The organism is Komagataeibacter sp. SM21 (genome assembly GCF_041402665.1).
GTDB classification, from domain to species: Bacteria; Pseudomonadota; Alphaproteobacteria; order Acetobacterales; family Acetobacteraceae; genus Komagataeibacter; species Komagataeibacter saccharivorans.
This window is the reverse complement of record NZ_JBGLOV010000006.1, coordinates 39,130-58,261: the sequence shown is the minus strand read 5'-3', so window position 1 is coordinate 58,261 and position 19,132 is coordinate 39,130. Positions and strand designations below refer to the sequence as shown.

Below are 19,132 nucleotides of genomic sequence, written 5' to 3'. Positions count from 1 at the left end.
GCCCCACATCAGTCCGGGGCGATATGGCAGCGCCCGTCATCATGGCTGTGGTCGTAATCAACATTCTGGTTAGCGCTGCTGTCGCCGTGGATGATGCGGCGCGGACGGGCGGGATGGGCTGACAGGACGGACTGCTCCCGCCCGTCCCCCACGTAATGCAGGTCGGCTGCATCCAGCACGCTGCCGGGAATGGCGGAAAGCATGAAGGGCGCGTGCAGGTTGTCATGCGCCGCCTGATCCGCCTGCGGATGGGTTGCCCGCCATGCGGCGGACGCCCACAGATAGAACGGGATTTCATAGGCCGCGCGCACATCCCCATGCGCCGGAATCCCGCCCGAACACTCACTTACGCGCACCCCGTGGTCCGAGACGTAAAACAGCACTGCCGGACCGCCATGGGCATGCAGGGTGGATACGACATGGGCCAGCATATGGTCGGTATAGGCAATACTGTTGTCATAGGCCGTGCCCAACCCCCCGAAACCGCGGGGATAACGATCACCCGCGTTTTCATGGCTGCCGAACAGGTGCAGCACGATAAAGACCGGACCTTTCGCCCCGGTAATCGCATCATCCACTACCGGCAGCATCCGTTCATCCAGCACCGGGCTGCTCATCAGTCCGTCATGCACGGTGGTATAGGCGATGTGGTGCGCCTGTTCCGAATAGGCGCCGATCACGCTGTCATAGGGGCCAAGCCGGGGATGGTTGCTGATCCACCACGTATCATATCCCGCGGCGTTGAAGACCGAGACCAGATCATGTCCCGGCCCACCGCCCGGCCGCAGCCGGTCGTAGCCCGACAGGATGACCGGCACCGCGCCGACCGTGTAGTCGAAGGGTGTCACCATGTCATCGAAATGCAGCAGGCTGTCCACCTGCTCCATTTCCGGGGTGGTTGGCGATCCGTAGCCGTAAATGTGGTGATGGTCGCGGCGCGCGCTTTCCCCGATCACCAGCACGATCACCTGTCGCGGGTCCGGACGCGGCGGCGTAAGGAAATGAATCGGTTCATGGCTGATCCGCCGCGCCATATCGGTTACACGGCGGGTTTCGCGCCGCGCCGCGACATAACCCGTCGCCATGCCCCACGGCCATGCCCGGTCGAAACGCGAATGAATGGCCACCATGGGATTTTCGGTGCCCCCGCGCGTGGGCGGCAGATGCTGCCATAACCGCACCGTCGGCACGACAATCCATGCCAGCAGCGCGGCGACCGCACCCAGACGCGCGGGAATCCCCCATCGCACCACCGGCCCGCGCGGGCGGGCGAGATAGAACCCCGCCAGCACCGTCCATATCCCGATCCACACACACAGCCACGGCAGCACCGGGCGCACATAACCCACGACAACGGGCACGGAGCAGTAAAACAGGATCAGCCACAGCGGATAGCCCGGCGGTGTCCCGCTTATGCTGATATAATACACGGCGGCCGGAAACAGCATGACCACCGGCAGGAACAGCGCCAGCAGCACCCGCCTGCTGTTGAACAGCAGCGCCACGACCGTCCAGAGCACCACCGCGCGGATGACGCCCTGCAACGCCGTACAGGCGGGCAGAAGGGCCAGTACTCCCATGATGGCCAGCAACGCATCAGGCCATGCCTGTCGGCACGGAAGACGCCAGCGGGATCGGGCAGGCGGGCTGGGCGGGATCGTCATGGACGTTTCATGCCATGGGGCGGCCCCTGCCGGTAGCCCCATGGTACCGGGGCGAGAACAGGCGATGGCACGTTTGTGAATGAACCGGCGCGCGGCAACGCTTTTTATCCCCCGTCCGGACGCCTAATAATGCGCCCCCCGGGAGGCCCGCGCAGACGGGTGCCAGAAGAACAGTCGTTGATAAAAAACGGTTACCAGAAAACCGGAATCATAAAGGCAGACAAACGTATTATGGCAAAGATCAAGGTCAGGAATCCCGTTGTCGAGATGGATGGCGACGAGATGACCCGCATTATCTGGCATTTCATCCGCGAACGGCTGATCCTGCCGTATCTGGACATCGATCTGAAATATTATGATCTGGGCATCCGCCATCGTGACGAGACGGACGACCGCGTAACGGTGGAAGCGGCGGAAGCCGTGCGCCGCTACGGCGTGGGCGTGAAATGCGCCACCATCACCCCTGACGAGGCACGGGTGGAGGAATTCGGCCTGAAGAAGATGTGGCGTTCGCCCAACGGCACGATCCGCAACATCCTTGATGGCACGATTTTCCGCGAACCGATCATCTGTTCCAACGTGCCGCGGCTTGTCCCCCACTGGACCCAGCCGATCGTGATCGGCCGCCATGCCTATGGCGACATCTACCGCGCCGCCGAAACCCGCATTCCCGGCCCCGGCAAGGTGACGCTGCGCTACGCCCCGGCCGATGGCGGCCCGGAACAGGTGCTGGACGTGCATGACTTCACCGGCCCCGGCGTGGCGCTGGGCATGCACAATACCCGTGCATCCATCGAAGGGTTCGCGCGCGCATCGCTGTCCTATGGGCGCGACCGCAAGCTGCCGGTCTACCTGTCCACCAAGAACACCATCCTCAAGGCCTATGACGGCATGTTCAAGGATGTGTTCCAGGAAGTGTACGAACGGGAATTCCGTGCCGATTTCGAGAAGCTGGGCCTGACCTACGAACATCGCCTGATTGATGACATGGTCGCCTGCGCGCTGAAGTGGAAGGGCGGTTATGTCTGGGCGTGCAAGAACTATGACGGCGATGTGGAAAGCGACATCGTGGCGCAGGGTTTCGGCAGCCTCGGTCTCATGACATCGGTCCTGCTGAACCCGACGGGCGACGTGGTGGAAGCGGAAGCAGCACATGGCACCGTGACCCGCCATTTCCGCGAACATGAAAAGGGACGCCCGACCAGCACCAATCCCATCGCCTCCATCTTCGCATGGACGCGCGGACTGGCCTATCGCGGGCGTTTTGACGATACCCCCGATGTGACCCACTTCGCCAACACGCTGGAACGCGTGTGCATCGAAACGGTCGAAGGGGGCCAGATGACAAAGGACCTGGCCCTGCTGGTCGGCCCCGATACGAAATGGCTCGATACCCAGCCCTTCCTCGATGTGCTGGACACAAAGCTGCGCACCGCCCTGTCGCGTAGCTGAACACGCGGACGCGCCGCATGGATGAAAAATCATCCATGCGCGCAGATGCGCCTACCTGTCGGGATGGGGGCGTGATTATATGATGGTCATGCACGACGACCATCCACCCGCCGTAACGCCCCCATCTCCCGCCGCGCAGAAAACGCCGTGGCTGGAAGGCACGCTGGAACAGCTTTTCTTTCGCGCGCGGTGGTTATGCGCGCCGCTTTATCTGGGCCTGACAGCGGGTCTGGTGGTCATTCTGGTCAAGTTCCTCCAGACCATGTGGGGGTTGCTGCGCGACAGCTACACGCTGCAATTCGACGATGTATTCGTCGGCATCCTCGACATGATCGACCTTGTGCTGCTGGCCAACCTGCTGCTGATCGTGATGTTCGCGGGGTACGAGAATTTCGTCTCCAAGCTGGATGTGCGCAACCACCGAGACTTTCCGGACTGGATCGGCCATGTCACGTTCGGGGACATCAAGATCAAGCTCATGGCCTCCATCGTGGCCATGTCCGCCATTCATGTTCTGGCGGATTTCATCCGGGTGGACACGATCCCAAGCCGGACACTGGCATGGAGCGTCGGCATCCATCTGGCTTTCGTCGTATCGGGTCTCATGCTGGCGATGATGGACCGCATGATGGAAGCGCCCGGCGCACCGGCGCGGCATGAAAGCGTGAAACCGGACGCGCACTGAAACGGATTACCTGATCCGTTCCCGCCCCGCGCCCGATTACGCCGCGTCAGCCCCCTTCGCTGCATCGTCCATGCGGGCTTCCCGCAGGGCCTGCTGCGTCAGGCGTTCTTCGTTACGGCGCAGGAACAGCGCGCTGGCGATCAGCCCTACCGCCACCGCGATACCCATTGCGATACTGGCCGGGCCGGAAACCTGCGTTACCTTGCGGCCCAGATAATAGGCGCCCGTGGCATACCCGCCGGCCCAGCACAGCCCGCCCAGCGCATTGAACAGCATGAAACGCGGCCACGGCATATGGTTGGCCCCCGCCAGCAGCGCCACGAAAACGCGCAGAAGGGCAATGAACCGACCGAAGAATACGATGGCGCTGCCATGATGGCGAAACAGGAAACGGCCCAGCAGAAGCCGGTCCGGCGTAAGGCGGATGCGCGGGCCGTATTTCTGCAACAGGGGCAGGCCGACCTTCCGCCCGATGAGATAGCCGATATTGTCCCCGATCACGGCACCCGTCACCGCCGCCAGCGCGACCCACTGGATATCTAGCCGCTGCGTGGCGGCACAGTAGATGGAGGCTGAAATGATCAGGGTCTCGGCCGGTAGCGGAAGCCCCATGCTTTCAAGCATCACGATCAGGGTAATGACCCCGTAACCGTAGTGCTGGAACAGATATTCAAAATGATGCAGCAGTGTCCGCTCCTCCGTTCGGGAAAATCATGCACGGCTTCATATGCCAGCCCCGCCGGAGCAGGAATTGCGCGCCGGACCTGAACCCCGCCCGGCATGCGGTCACCGGAACTGCGCATGTCGATTACCCGACTGAAATCCGGCTGGCACAATGGGTGAAACGGCCCCGGAGCAAAACCGGATTTAGTGAATATCTGCCCCCCGTTTTCTGGATCGCACCGAACCGCGCCAGCGCAACAGGGGCCATGCCACAAATCATAAAGACGTTTTTGGTGAAGCTTTTTTCAAAAAGTTTCAGAAAACGGCACAGCCACCCTGCCGCATCACTTACCGCTGTATCCATTCCCGCCGTTCGGGTGCGCGGCGCTCCCACCCCCGGCGTTCCAGTTCCGGCGTGCTGGCCGGTTCCGCCGGGTAGCCGACACATAGATACGCCACCAGTTCCAGCGTCGGTTCCACATCCAGTACGCGCATGATCTGGTCCGGGTCGATGATCGACACCCATCCGACCCCGATTCCCTTTGCCGTCGCCGCCAGCCAGAACGTATGGATGGCCATGACGGTGGACCATGTTGTCGTCTGCGGCATGGTGCCGCGCCCCAGCCCGCGTCCCTGCGCCGGTTCGGGATGGGACAGCACGGCAATATGGTGCGGGGCATCGTCCAGACCCGCCAGTTTCAGGCGTGCGTAATGCTGCGCATCCGGCCCGGTGCGGTCGGCCAGCGCTTCGGCATTGCAGCGCATGAAGTCCTGCCGCACGGCCTGACGCCGCTGCGGGTCGTCCACGCGGACGAAACGCCATGGCTCGCTCAGCCCGACCGATGGCGCGAGGCAGGCAATACGCAGCAATTCATCCAGAACCGGTTCGGGCACGGGTTCGCGGCGGAAGTGCCGTACATCCCGCCGCCAGCGAAACAGGTCGTCCAACTGGTCCATGAAGACGGGAGAGAATTCGGGCATGGTCGTCATGCCCTTCTCTTTCGTTCATTGCGGCCCGTCTGTCACGTCCCCAATCCCTGGGTGGCCACGGCACGCCTGCCTTATGGGGATGCCACCGTGCAGATATGAATATGGCGGCGCACCGGAATGCGCCGCCATATCAGGATATATCCGGCAGGACTGACCGCCGCCGCAGGTCAGTTCCGGTCCCAACCCCGCAGGGCCAGCAGGGAAGGCGCTCCTTCAATCCCGGCATGGCAACCGGACGGCACGGCGATACTGGGCAGCGTGGCCAGCAGCATCATTCCCTGTTTCCGATACGCGGCACCAACCCACGCGACGACGCGCCGGGCCCTGGTACGGATGGAAAGGAAAGCGGGAGACGGGGAAAATCCCATGGTAGGGACAGGAGAAAAACTACGCATCGAGGCGTTTCCCGTGAGCCTAGCGGGCGCGCTTGCCGCATGCTGCTCCTGCCGCGCACGCTACGCCGCAACCCGATGCTTGCAAATATAATATTTTCGCAGATTTCCGGGCCGATCCATGCTTTTTTCGCAGGGCTTTTTCCGGCAGGTGTTGCATGAAAAATGCACCTGCCGGAACGTCCGTTTCCTCAGATACAGCCAATCTGCCACGAAGCCCGCCATTCCTGCCCCGGCTGTAGATGGAACACTGCGGGACGGGTGGAAAATTCACCCTTGAATCCGACAGGACTGGCTAGCCCGTACCACGGTTCGATGCACAGGAAATCGGCCCCCGGCTTCATCCATATGCCCAGTTGCGCAAACCCTTCCCATGTCAGCCGCAGGCCGGGACCATCGGGAATGCGGTATGTCAGGCCCCGGCTGGCGGGGCAGTCCATAATCAGGGCATCATGCGTGAACAGCGCCTCATCCAGATGGAGCATACGCCCCCGTACCGGGGTGGGAAGTGGATCGGGCAGCAGCAGCCCCCCGTCCAGCCTGCGTACGTCTTCAGGTTCGGGCTGATCGAATTCGATGACATGGCGATCCTTGGGCACATCGGGCGCCAGCGGCCAGATAAAGGCCGGATGCGCCCCCAGCGATGCGGACAGGACGCGCTGCACATCAGGGTTGGTGACGCAATACCCCACGGACAGCCTGCCCTGCGTGATGCGGTATTCAATGACGAGACTGAAGGCAAAAGGAAAGACTTCGCGCGTCTGCGCCGTATCAACCAGTTCCAGACGGCAACCGGTTTCATCACGCTCCAGCCAGCGAAAGGCACTGTCGCGTGCGAAACCGTGCTGGGTCATGTGATACCCGCGCCCGTCGATCCACGCGGTATCATCCACCAGCCGCCCCACAATGGGAAACAGCACGGGGGAATGCCGCCGCCACGGTTCCTGCCCGCTCCACAGCAGGTCGCGGCCACCGGCGCGCAGGGCACGAAGTTCCGCCCCGTGGGCGCTTACGGTTGCGCCCAGAACACCATCGCCGAATGTGTGGGTATCGTCAGTCATGCCGGTGGCTCCATCCATTTCATGATGGGCCACCATGCACGATCCGGGTGGTCCCTGCCTACTGATGCGCGGTTGAAGCAGATGTGAGCGGAGCAGGCGCGCCTTTGTCCCCATTGGCAGGTCTGAGTTTCAGGGTCAGGCGTTCCACTGAAAAGGCCAGCCGCGCCCCGCTGCTGCTGGATGTAAACTTGATGTATATGCCGTTATTGTTTTCCATGACGGCGCCGCCCTTGCCCGCGCCCACCGTCGCTTCGCCCTGAACGGACCAGTATGTCCCTTCGATATCCTGCAGGCGGTACAGGTTATAGACGGTGCCCGTAGCCCGTGTTCTGGAAAACCCGATGGCGGCACCGGAGCCACCATGAATACGGAAGGGATAGTCGTGCCCTTCAAACGTCAGGATACCCTTGCCCCACGAAACACCCGCCCCCAGATCCGCCGCCGACAGGGTAAAGGCAATGGTTCCCGTGTGATCACCCAGCGCATCGGCTGCATGAGCATACGTGACAGGGCCGATAGAGGACACGGACATAACGACCGCCGCGGCGGCCAGAGATGCAAGGCGCAAAGCAGACTCCATGACTTCCGGCGAACGGTGTCGCCCCATATCCTTACATGGCCGACATGGTTTCCATGTCACACGTTGAGAGTGCCGCACAAATACCAGCCATGCAAATTATATCATGGACATGTACCGCTTCAGCTTCAGTTTATTTCGCCCCGCCGGGCGTGACCGGGGCCAGTTGCGCGCGCGCTTCCCCATTGGGCAGGGCCGCTGTGTGCAGGTTCACGTAAACCTGTCCGTTCTGAAGGGCCTGCGCCTGTTCGGATGAAAGCAGGACGGAGCCGTGCTGGCCGGATTTGTAGGGGGCGGGAATGGGCACGAGCACGCCTGCTTCCTCACTGGCCGAAGCGGGGCCATGGAAATGGGCGGCGACGACCGGCCCGCTCAGCCCGGTCCATGTCAGCGTATATTTGACCAGATTGCTGTGGGTATCGAGCGTGGCCCGGACCGTACCTTCGGGGTGGGAGGTCGTTGCATGTTCGGGCTGGAAATGACCTTCCAGCCGCACGGTTGCCGCCATAACGGGAGAAGCGACCGCGATGCTCGCCGCAAGAAGGGCGGGCAGGGCGAAAAAACGGACCATATCAACCTCCACTACAGAATACTGCCTTCACGCAATACTTTATTGTTGATGTAATGTTTACGCAGTGAATGTTTATGTGATGCATGAACGTACCGGGCATGCAATACAAATCATTATCAGACCCGGTACGCAGGCCCCTTATATATCCAGCGGGCGCGGGCGTTCCATCCATGCCATATCCGGCCGGAACCATAGCGAAACCCGCTGATAGCACCCACGTCGACGGGGCCATAACAGGCTGGCGAGGCCATGCGTATTCATCCACTGACAGTGCATCACACCCTCCGCAAGGGCAGGACGGCACCCGTTACCAAGGGTGCGCGTCTGATATGAAACGCCCGGTATCCACCACCATGCCCATGGCAAAGTAGCACACCACGATACCCAGCAGCATCAGCAGGCAGGACAGGATCACACGCATCCATGCCATGTGCCACCGATCCCGTAAGGCGACAAGACGCGGTGGCCACCTGCCGTCAACCCACGCCCGTACCGCCCGCTGCCCCGTAGACCTGACCGGTAATGTAGCTGGCCTCGGCCGATGCCAGCAGCACATAGACCGGGGCCAGTTCCGCAGGCTGCCCGGCACGGCCCATGGGGGTATTGCCACCAAAATTGTGGATGTTCTCCTCCGTCTGGCCACCACTGATCTGCAGTGCGGTCCAGAACGGGCCGGGGGCGACGGCATTGACCCTTATGCCGCGCTGTACCATCTGCTTGGCCAGTGATTTGACAAAGGCGACAATGGCCCCCTTGGTCGCGGAATAATCCAGCAGGATTTCGGACGGATTGAACGCGTTGACCGAAGCCGTGGCAATAATCGCGCCGCCACGCGGCATAAGCGGGATCGCCGCCTTGCTGAGGTAAAACAGCGAATAGATATTGGTGCGGAAGGTTTCGTCAAACTGTTCGTCGCTGATATCAAGGATGGAATCCTGATGACGCTGGCGGCCCGCATTGCTGACCAGTATATCCAGCCCGCCCAGTTCGCTATGCGCCCGTTCAACCAGCGAGGTACAGTATTTCCTGTCCCGCAGGTCGCCGGGGAGTGCCACCGCTTTCCGTCCGGCTTCCCGGATCAGGGCGACAACCTCGCGCGCATCGGGTTCTTCCTGTGGCAGGTAGGCGATGGCGACATCCGCCCCCTCCCGCGCATAGGCGATGGCCGCAGCACGACCGATGCCGGAATCCCCGCCCGTAATCAGCGCCTTGCGACCCGCCAGCCGACCGGACCCGCGATAGCTGGTTTCCCCATGGTCGGGCCGTGGCGTCATCTTGCCCGCAAGGCCGGGCCATGGCTGTGACTGTTCGGGAAACGGGGGGCGGGGATAGGCGTTTTCCGGATCGACCAGCGCGGGGTGCGGGGCAGTCATTTCCGCGCCCTGCGCCCGGCCCGACGCGGCGGCGGCCGTGACAAGACCGGCCGCCACACCCGTCAGGACCGTCCGGCGGGATGAAGAATGATGCATGTCATCAGGCATGATGGAATGCTCCCTGTCTGTGGGGTGCTGACACCCTGTTTACAGACCAGAACACCCTTCGCCGCCGCAGGGTTGCCTGCCGGGCGCGTTTTCTGCCTGCGTGCGGATCAGGGCAGGGCTGCGATTCCGGTGATCTCGACCTTCCAGCGCGGATCGGCCAGGCGGGCTTCCACCGTGGCGCGCGCGGGCTTGCACGCAGGATCAAGCCACGCATCCCATGCACGGTTCATGGCCGCCATATCGTTCATGTCGCTCAGGAAAATCTGGACTGACAGCAGGCGCGCACTGCTTGTGCCCGCTTCCACCAGCAGGGCGTCAATCTGGCGCAGGATGTCCGCCGTCTGGCCCTGTGCATCCAGGTCGGGATTGTCGGCCACCTGTCCGGCCAGATAGACCACGCCACCATGCACGACGGCGCCGGTCAGCCTTTCTTCGGGTTGCAGGCGTGTAATGGTCATATGAAGGTCCTTCCGTGCTGGTATTCGTTATGCTCGCGGGCATGGCTGCCCCTGCTGGCCTAACCGATCATGGCGTGGATGGAAACGATATGAATTGGTGCGTCGCCCGCCTGGCATCCCTGCCCACCCGATGCGCAAGCGAAACCACGTGACAGTTGCGCGGGCGGGAATCAGCGGTGGCGGAACATCTCGTACAACGCGACCGCCGCCGCATTGGATACATTCAGGCTTTCCATCTGGCTGCTCATGGCCAGACCGGCAATCTCGTCACAATGCTCGCGCGTCAGCCGTCGCAGTCCGGCCCCTTCGGCCCCCAGCACCAGTGCGACGCGACGCTGGTGGAAGGATGCGCCATCCAGTACGCCACCGCCCGCATCCAGCCCCACGACCCACAGCCCACGGGTCTTGAGCGCGTCCAGCACGCGCGACAGGTTGACCACACGGATCAGCGGCACGATTTCCAGCGCACCGGATGCCGCGCGCGCAAGTGTGCCGGTTTCTTCCGGCGCGTTACGGTCCTGCATGACAACAGCCACCGCACCAAACGCCGCCGCCGAACGCAGGATGGCCCCCACATTGCGCGGGTCGGTCACCTGATCGAGCACCAGAACCGGTCCGGGCTGTTCCAGCACGGTATCAAGATCAGGCGCGGTCAGGGCATCGGCCAGCAGGGCCATGCCCTGATGAACAGCATCGGCGCCACACAGCATGTCCAGCCGCGCGCGTTCGGTCCGCACGGGCTGGATGGGGAAACCGCCTTCCAGCTTTTCGGCCAGCGTTTCCTCGGCTTCGGCTGTCACCAGAAGCTGGCGCAGCTTGCGATCCGGGTTTTCCAGCGCCGCCTGTACGGCATGCAGCCCATACAGCCAGCAGGTGCCACGCGGGGCTGAGGCCGCCCCACGCCCCCCCCGACCACCCCGGTCAGGTCCGGATCGGGAAGACGAAGCGGAAGGGGCCGCAGGCGAATGGCCGCGACGACGGGGAGCGCGCATGTTCATGCCCGTTCTTTAAGCCTAACGACGGGCTGCGTCATTCCCCGAAATGCACGCGGGCGAAGTTTTTCGCCAAACCTATTGACACCCCCCGCCATACCCCTTAATTACCCCGCCAACCCGGAGGGATGCCCGAGTGGCTAAAGGGGGCGGACTGTAAATCCGCTGGTGTACGCCTACGTTGGTTCGAATCCAACTCCCTCCACCATTCTCCTTTCTCAATATAATATCAGGTCTTACCGCTACACGCGGTCGCTCACCTGTGCCGGTAACGGTCTGGCAGCAATCCATGCGCAGGACCGTTCCGTGGCGGCAACGCACGTGGGGTATGGACGGCCCGCACGGAATCCATGTCTGACGGGCAGGACGACTTCGGTCATGCACCCTGCGCAGGCGCAGGATACACCCCGTGCGCCGTTCATTACTGTCAGATTATGAATTTTTCCTTCGTTTTCATTTTTTTGACATAATGAAAACGATATATCCCATCAGATGCCTTCCATTCCGAATGAACTGATGAAAATTATTCCCATAACTTCGCTTCTGCATTGATTGATATTTACTTAATATTGTCGATTATTTTTCCGTACAGAATGAACCATTATTTTACTCTACGAATAATTATTTCTATATTGTTTGTAACATATTGTAAGATAATGATATTTTAAGTATTTGGTCGATAATATCCGATAGGGCCGACCATTTTCCTATTATTATGGCAACGCCTGACCATACCGTGCGCTATATTTCAGAACGACAACCAAATGGAAAGATACAGATGCTACGGTCAATCCCCATTCTTGCCGCCTGTCTGTCAATTGCCGTTACCGCCAGCACGGCGGGACATGCGCAGTCGGTTGCGTCCGGTCATCGGGATATCCTGCTTCAGGCCGATCACGCATGGAATGGCATGGCGTATGAAAAATACCCCACCACACAACCGGAACTGACCATGATCCGGCTGACCATTCCCGCGCATACCGCCCTGCCATGGCACACCCATCCGGTACCGAACGCGGGGTATGTGCTGGAAGGGCAGTTGACAATCCATGACCGGGAAACGGGCAAAACGCAGACCTTCCATCAGGGGCAGGCCTTTGCCGAATCAGTCAACGATACCCATCGCGGCGAAACGGGGGAAACACGGACCGTCCTGCTGCTGACCTATGCCGGCACACCGGGCACACCGACCTCCGTTCCCGCAAAAGGAGAAAAACCGGAATACTGATACGGACTGTTGCGAAATCGCAATAACGTTATTTGTGTTTAAAAAACAACAAGGTACACGAAAACGATTCCGTGAGGGCAACAGGAAATATATTTTGGTGATCGCTGTTGCCTGACAGCCTGCGCCGTTCCACACTCCTGCCCTTCATGCCGTGACGACCCCATCCGCTACCCCTGGTGAAGTGAGACGACACATAGTGAAAGAGGCGACCATGTCGGACATCTCACAGATGTCTTCACCCTTGCTGGAGAAGCTGTCGCTTGCCGTGATGATAGCGGACGGGTCGGGTCGTATCGTCTACAGCAATTCCCCGGCCCGCGAGATGACCGGCCATAATGAGGCCGAAATGGCCGACACGCGGCTGGGCCGGCTGTTTCCCGACCTGTCCCACGCCTGCGAACCCATGCCGGTGGAGGGGGCGCGCAAATGCCACACCACCCTGCGCCGCCGGGACGGGCTGGGCGTGCCGGTGCATCTGTGCCGTGAGGGCATAAACTGGAACGGCCATCCCTACGAACTGCTCTGCCTGCACGACCGGACGGAGGAAGAACGCAACCGCGAGGAAGTGGAGATCAGCAAGCTGATCGTCCATGCGACCGACCGGGGCATTCTGGTTCTTGACCCGCAATACCGCATCACCCATGCCAACCGCGCCATTCTCGCCCTGCTTGGCACGGAAGCGGATGTGCTGCACGGCATGGCCTTCAGTTCCCTGCTGTCCGACACGCAGGGCGATATCGAAACCCTGCGCCAGTTCCAGCAGCACCTCTCGCACCGCACCGGCTTCGAACTGGATATGCGCACGCGCACCCCGCAGGGCAGGGAACTGCGGCTGCGTTGCGCGGTCACCCCCCATTACGCGACGAATGAAACGTTAAGCGATATTATCGTCGTCCTGCACGACATCACCCATGACCAGCAGTTACGCGAACTGCAACGCGATGTGGTGGAAGCCCTGACGGACCAGTTCCCGCTGGATGTCATGCTGGACTTCATGTGCCGCCGGATCGAACTGATCGCGCCCGACTGCATGGCCGTGGCCATGCTGGGCAGTGGCCCGACGGTGCGTCCGGGCGGCCATGGCAATATTCCGCTGCCCATGCTCCACGCTCTTGAAGGGCTGGAGGCCAGCACGACAGGCGGGGCCTGTGGCACGGCCATGGCCACGGCGGAAGAAGTGGTCGTGGCGGATTTCGCCACCGAAACCCGCTGGCCCGAACTGCGCGCCACCATGCGCGCGCATGGGATTGCAGCGGAATGGGCCGTGCCCATCATCCTGCGCAACGGCGATGTGGCGGGCAGTTTTTCACTGTATTTCCGCAATCCCGGCGCACCTGATGTCTGGCACCGCCGCATCGTCAGCGCCTGCGTGCATCTGGCCATGCTGGCCATCGAACAGCAGCGCAGCCGTGAATCCATCATACGCCTGTCCTATACGGACCGGCTGACCAGCCTGCCCAACCGCATGTGGCTCAACCGCCGCATGCAGGAACTTGATAACCGCCAGCCCGCCGCCCCGATCAGCCTCATGATCATCGACCTCGACCGCTTCCGCAAGATTGTGGAGGCACTGGGACAGGGCCGGGCCGACCAGCTACTTCTGGAACTCTCCCGCCGCCTGCGCCACGGCATTGCCGGGCGCGATGTCCTGATCCGCACGGAAGGGGACGAGTTCGTCATCATTACCGAAGAAAACGCGCCCGACGTTACCCTTCTGGCCGAACGCATCATCCATAACCTTGAAGAACCGTTTACCGTGGATGGCATCCCGGTCAGCATTTCGGGCAGTATCGGCATCTGCACCCATATCGATGATCAGGACATGGAGGAAACCCTCCGTCAGGCCTATACCGCGCTGGCACAGGCCAAGAAGGCGGGCCGCGGCTGCTACCGTTTCTTCCATCCGTCCATGACCCGGCAGGCCGATGACCATGTCATACTGGCGTCCAGCCTGCGTGAAGCGATTGCCGACAGACGGCTGAACCTTGTCTACCAGCCGCAGGTGAACGTGCTGACCGGCAGGCTGCACGGGGTGGAAGCCCTGTCACGCTGGACCGACCCGGTGCTGGGCACTATCCCGCCGGGGCGGTTCATTCCCGTGGCGGAAGAAACCGGCCAGATCCGCGCGCTGGGTGCATGGTCGTTACGGGTGGCATGTGAACAGATGGCCGAATGGATTGCACGCGGCGTGGCGGTGCCGACCGTGTCGGTCAACCTGTCCGCCATACAGTTTCAGGACCCCGAACTGGTTTCCCAGCTTGCCACCGTGCTGCACCAGACCAACGTCCCGCCGGAACGGCTGATCGTGGAACTGACCGAAACCACCATGATCGAGAATTTCGAGCAGACCATGACCACGGCGGTCGCGATCCGCAATCTGGGGATCGGCCTGTCCATGGACGATTTCGGAACCGGTTATTCCAGTCTGGCCAACCTTGCCAGCCTGCCCATAAACGAGGTCAAGATCGACCGCAGTTTCATGAAGGGCTTCGGCAGCACCGGCAATGTACGGCAGGTGGTGACCGCCATCATCCGCATTGGCCATACGCTGGGCATGACCGTAATTGCCGAAGGCGTGGAAGAAGCCGAACAGTGTATCCAGCTACGCGCCATCGGCTGTGACGTGATCCAGGGATACTATTTCGCCCATCCAATGGATGCTGAATCACTCGATACATGGATACGCGAACGCAGGTTCCAGTCCGCCCTCAACCCGTAAGCGGAGCGCTGGCTTCCCGTGCCGCCGCCATGGACGCCTCGTTGAACGCAAAGGGCAGGCACGCATACCGCACCCCCTGCGTTACCGGGCGGACCGCATGCAGCAGCGCACACGAAAACACCACCGCGCCACCAGCAGGCGGCCGCAGGCCGCGCGACGAAAATTCGGGGAAGGTGAGTTCCCCGCCCCCATAATCATCGTTCAGCGTGATCGAGATGGCGAACAGTCTGTGGGCCGCGCCCGGCACCGTATTGTCACGATGCGGACCGAAGCATCCACCCTCCGCCGCATCGTACCGGCCCAGCACCATGCGGTCCATGCGGGTCACGGTGCACTGGAACACACGGGTAATTTCGGGCACCACACGCCGGATGATGCGCGCCTGTAACTGCCGGACAAGATCACCGTCGCGTAACAGGCAGTCACGTCGGCTCTTGAACCCAGAATCAATTATATTGACCGGCTTTCCATCCGCCCCGCGCGTCAGCACGGCAGACGGACGGGATTCGTGCGTGTGGTAATAATCCATCAGCACCTGACAGAACGCCGGTTCCAGCACGGCAGGCAGCATGAGTGCGGGAACCGGCCCATCCTGCACGGGCGGCAGGCGCATGACATGATCGAGCACGCGCGCCGCCACACCCGACGCATCGGGCATGCTGAGACATACACGCAGCATGGGATCGACCACGACCCAGAAGCATTGCCCCACCCCGATCCCGTACAGGTCATGCACCCTGCGGTCGGCATCCCGGAAAAACCGGATGGATTCCCCGCCTGTTACAACCGGGATACGGGTTTCATCCGCACTGTCCGCGCTGACGCCAAAAAAACCGACCGCACCGTCCGCCTGCTGCGCGGCCCGCGCCCGCATGACCGACAGGGCGCGAGCCGCGCACGGATCAAGGGTGGAGGGAAAAAAGAACAGAATGCTGTATCGGCCCGCCGCCATGTCAAAGCTGTAATGACCCCACCGCGTTGTACAGCGCTGCACAAACCGTGGGGCCGGATCGCCCGCTGCAACCGGCAATACGTTCATGATTTCCCATCCCCCATGGCGGCATCATGCCAGCACCATATATTTTTCTGTCTGGCGACGTGCTGATATGACTGTTGTCATCCGTTGCATCATGTCAGGTCCGCCATGTCCACGTCCCCCGCCCATATTGCCGTGATCGGCAGCACGAACATTGATTTTGTCACGCATGTCGAGCGTTTCCCGCATCCCGGTGAAACGCTGCATGTCCATTCCTCCACGACCGGGCTGGGGGGCAAGGGCGCAAATCAGGCGGTTGCGGTGGCGCGGCTGGGACAGGACGTGGCACTGGCTGGCTGGACCGGAACCGACATGCTGGCCGAGATGGCGCGCACCACCCTGCACGATGCCGGGGTGAACGCGCGCTGGCTTCTGGCCGATCCGCAGGCGGGCACGGGCCGGGCCTTCATTACCATCAACCATGCGGGGGAAAACCAGATTCTGGTGGATGGCGGCGCCAACATGGCCCATGGGGCCGAAGCCTGTTCCCATCTGGCCCCGGTGCTGGACAATGCGGCAGTAGTCATGATGCAGATGGAAATGGATGCGGAGCTGGTGCAGGCCGTTGCACGACAGGCCCGTGACCGGAACATACCGGTCGTGCTGGACCCGGCCCCGGTGCCTGCAACCGGTCTGCCCGACGCCTTATTCGCCCTGGCGGATATCCTGACCCCCAATGAAAACGAAACGCGCGAACTGACCGGTATCCTGCCCGTCGATGAAGCTACCGCCCTGCACGCCGCCCGGATCCTGCATGAACGCGGCACGCACACGGCCATCATCAAGCTGGGGCACCGGGGCGTGGTATATTCCACCGCCACGACACGGGGTTTCGTACCACCTTTCGCGGTCAGGGCGATTGATACGGTCGCGGCCGGGGACTGTTTCAACGCCGGACTGGCGACTGCGCTGGCGCGTGGGGCGACGCTGGGCGAGGCCGTGCGCTATGCGGCTGCCTGCGGGGCGCTGGCCACCACCCGAGCGGGTGCGGCCGAAGCGGCACCGACCGCCGATGAAGTCGCATGCCTGCTTGACCGGACACCGGGCTGAGCTTGCATGCAGGACGGCAGGCATTATAGTCCGCCCCATCAGTCAACGGTCCCGTGCAAGCGGGTAAAAGAGGGAATGCCGTAGACCCGGCAGGGTGCAATGCCCGGGGTTGCAGTCGGTAGCTGTACCCGCAACTGTAGGCGGAGAGTATTTCATCTGGCGTCGCCATCAGGCGGCAACCACTGGCTCCGGCCGGGAAGGTAGATGAAATGCAATGACCCGCAAGCCAGGAGACCTGCCGTTGTCCCCCTACCATATCGCCGGGCGGGTATTCCCGGAGATGGGCATAAAAGAATGTATCCGACCAGTTAACATCCCGTATTGCCAGTTCCGCACCGACCAGACACCCGGTTAACGCCGCGTGGTGGCCGGTTATGACCAGACCCATCCTGACGGGATGTTTTTGTAGATGAAATTCTTTCATTCCCTGCGGGTGCGCAGGTACCTGCCCCGCATCATGTTACTGGGCTGCTGCACTGCCGGCAGTCCCGAGGCCCACGCCCAGACACCCCTCACCCAGCTTGCGCAGGACCGCGCCCGCCTTGGCAATTCCACCCCGCTGGTCCAGCAGATCGACCCTGCGACGGTGCGCGATTCAGAACGCGCGCAGGCCGATGCGGAGGAAAAGGCCGCGGGCGATGGTGACAGGCTCGATACCAGCGGCAACCTGCTGGGCAATATGTGGGGTGCGCGGCCATGGCTGTACAAACACGGCATCACCTTCGACATTCAGGAAGTCGATGAACTCTGGGGCAACGGCACCGGCGGTTCGGCCTCGGGCAATGACGGGGCAGCCGGTTCGGGCACCGGCCCGTCCTATGACGGCGTGACCATGCCGACGCTGACCGTCGATACCGAAAAGCTGTTTGGCCTGAAGGGCGGCCTGTTCCAGATCAGCGCGCTGCAGACGCGCGGGCGTTCGATCTCGCAGGATCATCTGGCCAACTTCAACCCCGTCAGCGGGTTCGAGGCCGACCGCTCCACCCGCCTGTTCGAACTGTGGTACCAGCAGACCTTCCTTAACGGAAAGCTGGACGTGAAGATCGGGCAGCAGGATCTCGATACCGAATTCCTCATCAGCGATTACGCATCGCTTTACCTCAACGCCAATTTCGGCTGGCCCATGGCCCCGTCGGTCAACCTGTATGGCGGCGGCCCGTCATGGCCGCTGTCCTCGCCCGCCATCCGCGTCCGCTACCGCCCCAGCGAGAAGTTCACCTTCATGTTCGCCGCCGCCGACGACAACCCGCCGGGCAACCGCTACAACTCGCTTCCCATCCAGCAGGCTACCGGGTCCATCAGCGGTTACAATTCCGATCCCACCAGCCAGACCTATGACGGCGCCAATGGCACCAACTTCAACATGGGCACCGGCGCGCTGCTGATAACCGAACTGCAATACGCGCTGAACCCGCAGCCCGCCGACATGTCCCATGTGACGAAAGACCCCGGCCTGCCGGGCATCTACAAGCTGGGCGGGTATTACGACACGGCGAAATTCGCCGATTACCGGTATAACCGCAATGGCGGTTCGCTGGGGGCGGCGACGCTGAACGTGAACAGCACGCAGTCCGACCTGACCCCGCGCTGGGACCGGGGCAACTGGATGGTGTATGGCATCATCGACCAGATGATCTGGCGGCCTTCGCTGCAATCCGCACGGTCGGTGGGCGTGTTCCTGCGTGCGACCGGCAATGGTGGCGACCGCAACCTGATCAGCTTCGCCATCGATGCGGGCGTGAACCTGAAGGCGCCGTTCAGGGGGCGTGACAACGACACGATCGGGCTGGGCTGGGGCATCGGCCGGGCCAGTTCAGGCCAGCGCCAGTTCGACCGCGACAGCGGATCGATCGTGCAGGGCAACGAAAACCATCTGGAACTGACCTATCAGGCGCAGGTCACGCCGTGGATGGTGATGCAGCCTGATTTCCAGTACGTCTGGAACCCCTCCGGCGGGGTGGCGGACTGGACCGGAAACCGCCGCGTGGGCAACGAGGCCGTTTTCGGCCTGCACAGTAGCCTGACCTTCTGAAAGCGTCCCGTTCGCCCCCCGCATTACCGTCGTGATGCACGGGGTCAAATGGAAATGTTTTCACACCACAAGGGGACTGCC

General features: G+C 61.9%; 17 protein-coding genes, 1 tRNA gene and 1 riboswitch. Of the genes, 7 read left to right on the top strand and 11 right to left on the bottom strand.

The features are described 5' to 3' along the window. Positions 1–8: 8 nt before the first annotated feature. Positions 9–1,664, bottom strand: coding sequence for a phosphoethanolamine transferase (locus tag ACBR42_RS07990; RefSeq protein ID WP_371207687.1), 1,656 nt, complete (start codon positions 1,662–1,664; stop codon positions 9–11). Positions 1,665–1,895: 231 nt separating this feature from the next. On the opposite strand from ACBR42_RS07990, the gene ACBR42_RS07985 reads away from it, so the two are divergent. Beyond that, complete coding sequence (locus ACBR42_RS07985; RefSeq protein ID WP_110547269.1) at positions 1,896–3,116, top strand: NADP-dependent isocitrate dehydrogenase; 1,221 nt, start codon at positions 1,896–1,898, stop codon at positions 3,114–3,116. Between the two features lie 88 nt (positions 3,117–3,204). After that, a complete protein-coding gene (locus ACBR42_RS07980; protein WP_102325660.1) occupies positions 3,205–3,801 on the top strand; it encodes a TIGR00645 family protein in 597 nt (198 codons plus the stop codon). Between the two features lie 36 nt (positions 3,802–3,837). Here the strand turns inward: ACBR42_RS07980 and ACBR42_RS07975 are convergent, their stop codons facing one another. From ACBR42_RS07975 to rlmB, 9 genes are all read right to left on the bottom strand, one after another. After that, positions 3,838–4,425 (bottom strand): DedA family protein, encoded by a 588-nt coding sequence (locus ACBR42_RS07975; protein ID WP_102325360.1) that lies wholly within the window; start codon positions 4,423–4,425, stop codon positions 3,838–3,840. A 387-nt stretch (positions 4,426–4,812) separates the two neighbouring features. Further along, positions 4,813–5,454, bottom strand: a complete 642-nt coding sequence (bluB, locus tag ACBR42_RS07970) for a 5,6-dimethylbenzimidazole synthase (protein ID WP_174234092.1) — start codon at positions 5,452–5,454, stop codon at positions 4,813–4,815. Positions 5,455–6,037: 583 nt separating this feature from the next. Further along, complete coding sequence (locus tag ACBR42_RS07965; protein ID WP_371207686.1) at positions 6,038–6,907, bottom strand: aldose 1-epimerase family protein; 870 nt, start codon at positions 6,905–6,907, stop codon at positions 6,038–6,040. Positions 6,908–6,965: 58 nt separating this feature from the next. Further along, positions 6,966–7,487, bottom strand: a complete 522-nt coding sequence (locus ACBR42_RS07960) for a hypothetical protein (protein ID WP_371207685.1) — start codon at positions 7,485–7,487, stop codon at positions 6,966–6,968. 130 nt (positions 7,488–7,617) lie between these two features. Further along, entirely contained in the window at positions 7,618–8,055 is a 438-nt protein-coding gene (locus ACBR42_RS07955; protein ID WP_118962713.1) for a CHRD domain-containing protein, read from the bottom strand. A 307-nt stretch (positions 8,056–8,362) separates the two neighbouring features. Next, positions 8,363–8,485 (bottom strand): hypothetical protein, encoded by a 123-nt coding sequence (locus tag ACBR42_RS07950; protein WP_257997648.1) that lies wholly within the window; start codon positions 8,483–8,485, stop codon positions 8,363–8,365. 46 nt (positions 8,486–8,531) lie between these two features. Beyond that, positions 8,532–9,536: an SDR family oxidoreductase gene (locus ACBR42_RS07945; protein WP_371207684.1), complete on the bottom strand. Its 1,005-nt coding sequence runs from the start codon at positions 9,534–9,536 to the stop codon at positions 8,532–8,534. A 107-nt stretch (positions 9,537–9,643) separates the two neighbouring features. Next, positions 9,644–9,994: a RidA family protein gene (locus ACBR42_RS07940; RefSeq protein WP_371207683.1), complete on the bottom strand. Its 351-nt coding sequence runs from the start codon at positions 9,992–9,994 to the stop codon at positions 9,644–9,646. Positions 9,995–10,164: 170 nt separating this feature from the next. Continuing rightward, positions 10,165–10,992 (bottom strand): 23S rRNA (guanosine(2251)-2'-O)-methyltransferase RlmB, encoded by an 828-nt coding sequence (rlmB, locus tag ACBR42_RS07935; protein WP_102325356.1) that lies wholly within the window; start codon positions 10,990–10,992, stop codon positions 10,165–10,167. A 116-nt stretch (positions 10,993–11,108) separates the two neighbouring features. On the opposite strand from rlmB, the gene ACBR42_RS07930 reads away from it, so the two are divergent. The 3 genes from ACBR42_RS07930 (at position 11,109) to ACBR42_RS07920 (ending at position 14,933) form a co-directional block, all read left to right on the top strand. Then, positions 11,109–11,194, top strand: a tRNA-Tyr gene (locus tag ACBR42_RS07930). Positions 11,195–11,764: 570 nt separating this feature from the next. Beyond that, positions 11,765–12,214 carry a cupin domain-containing protein gene (locus ACBR42_RS07925; RefSeq protein WP_102325355.1) on the top strand — a complete coding sequence of 150 codons (450 nt, stop codon included), beginning with the start codon at positions 11,765–11,767 and terminating at the stop codon, positions 12,212–12,214. Positions 12,215–12,443: 229 nt separating this feature from the next. Next, entirely contained in the window at positions 12,444–14,933 is a 2,490-nt protein-coding gene (locus ACBR42_RS07920; protein ID WP_371207682.1) for an EAL domain-containing protein, read from the top strand. Here ACBR42_RS07920 and ACBR42_RS07915 read toward each other — a convergent pair. Further along, a complete protein-coding gene (locus ACBR42_RS07915) occupies positions 14,923–15,972 on the bottom strand; it encodes a redoxin domain-containing protein (RefSeq protein ID WP_371207681.1) in 1,050 nt (349 codons plus the stop codon). The genes ACBR42_RS07920 and ACBR42_RS07915 overlap by 11 nt on opposite strands. 105 nt (positions 15,973–16,077) lie before the next feature. Here ACBR42_RS07915 and ACBR42_RS07910 point away from each other — a divergent pair, with 105 nt between their 5' ends. Continuing rightward, positions 16,078–17,019 (top strand): ribokinase, encoded by a 942-nt coding sequence (locus ACBR42_RS07910; RefSeq protein WP_102325352.1) that lies wholly within the window; start codon positions 16,078–16,080, stop codon positions 17,017–17,019. A gap of 29 nt (positions 17,020–17,048) precedes the next feature. Next, positions 17,049–17,277, top strand: a riboswitch (cobalamin riboswitch). A 199-nt stretch (positions 17,278–17,476) separates the two neighbouring features. Next, complete coding sequence (locus ACBR42_RS07905) at positions 17,477–19,051, top strand: carbohydrate porin (protein ID WP_371207731.1); 1,575 nt, start codon at positions 17,477–17,479, stop codon at positions 19,049–19,051. The last annotated feature ends 81 nt before the right edge of the window (positions 19,052–19,132 follow it).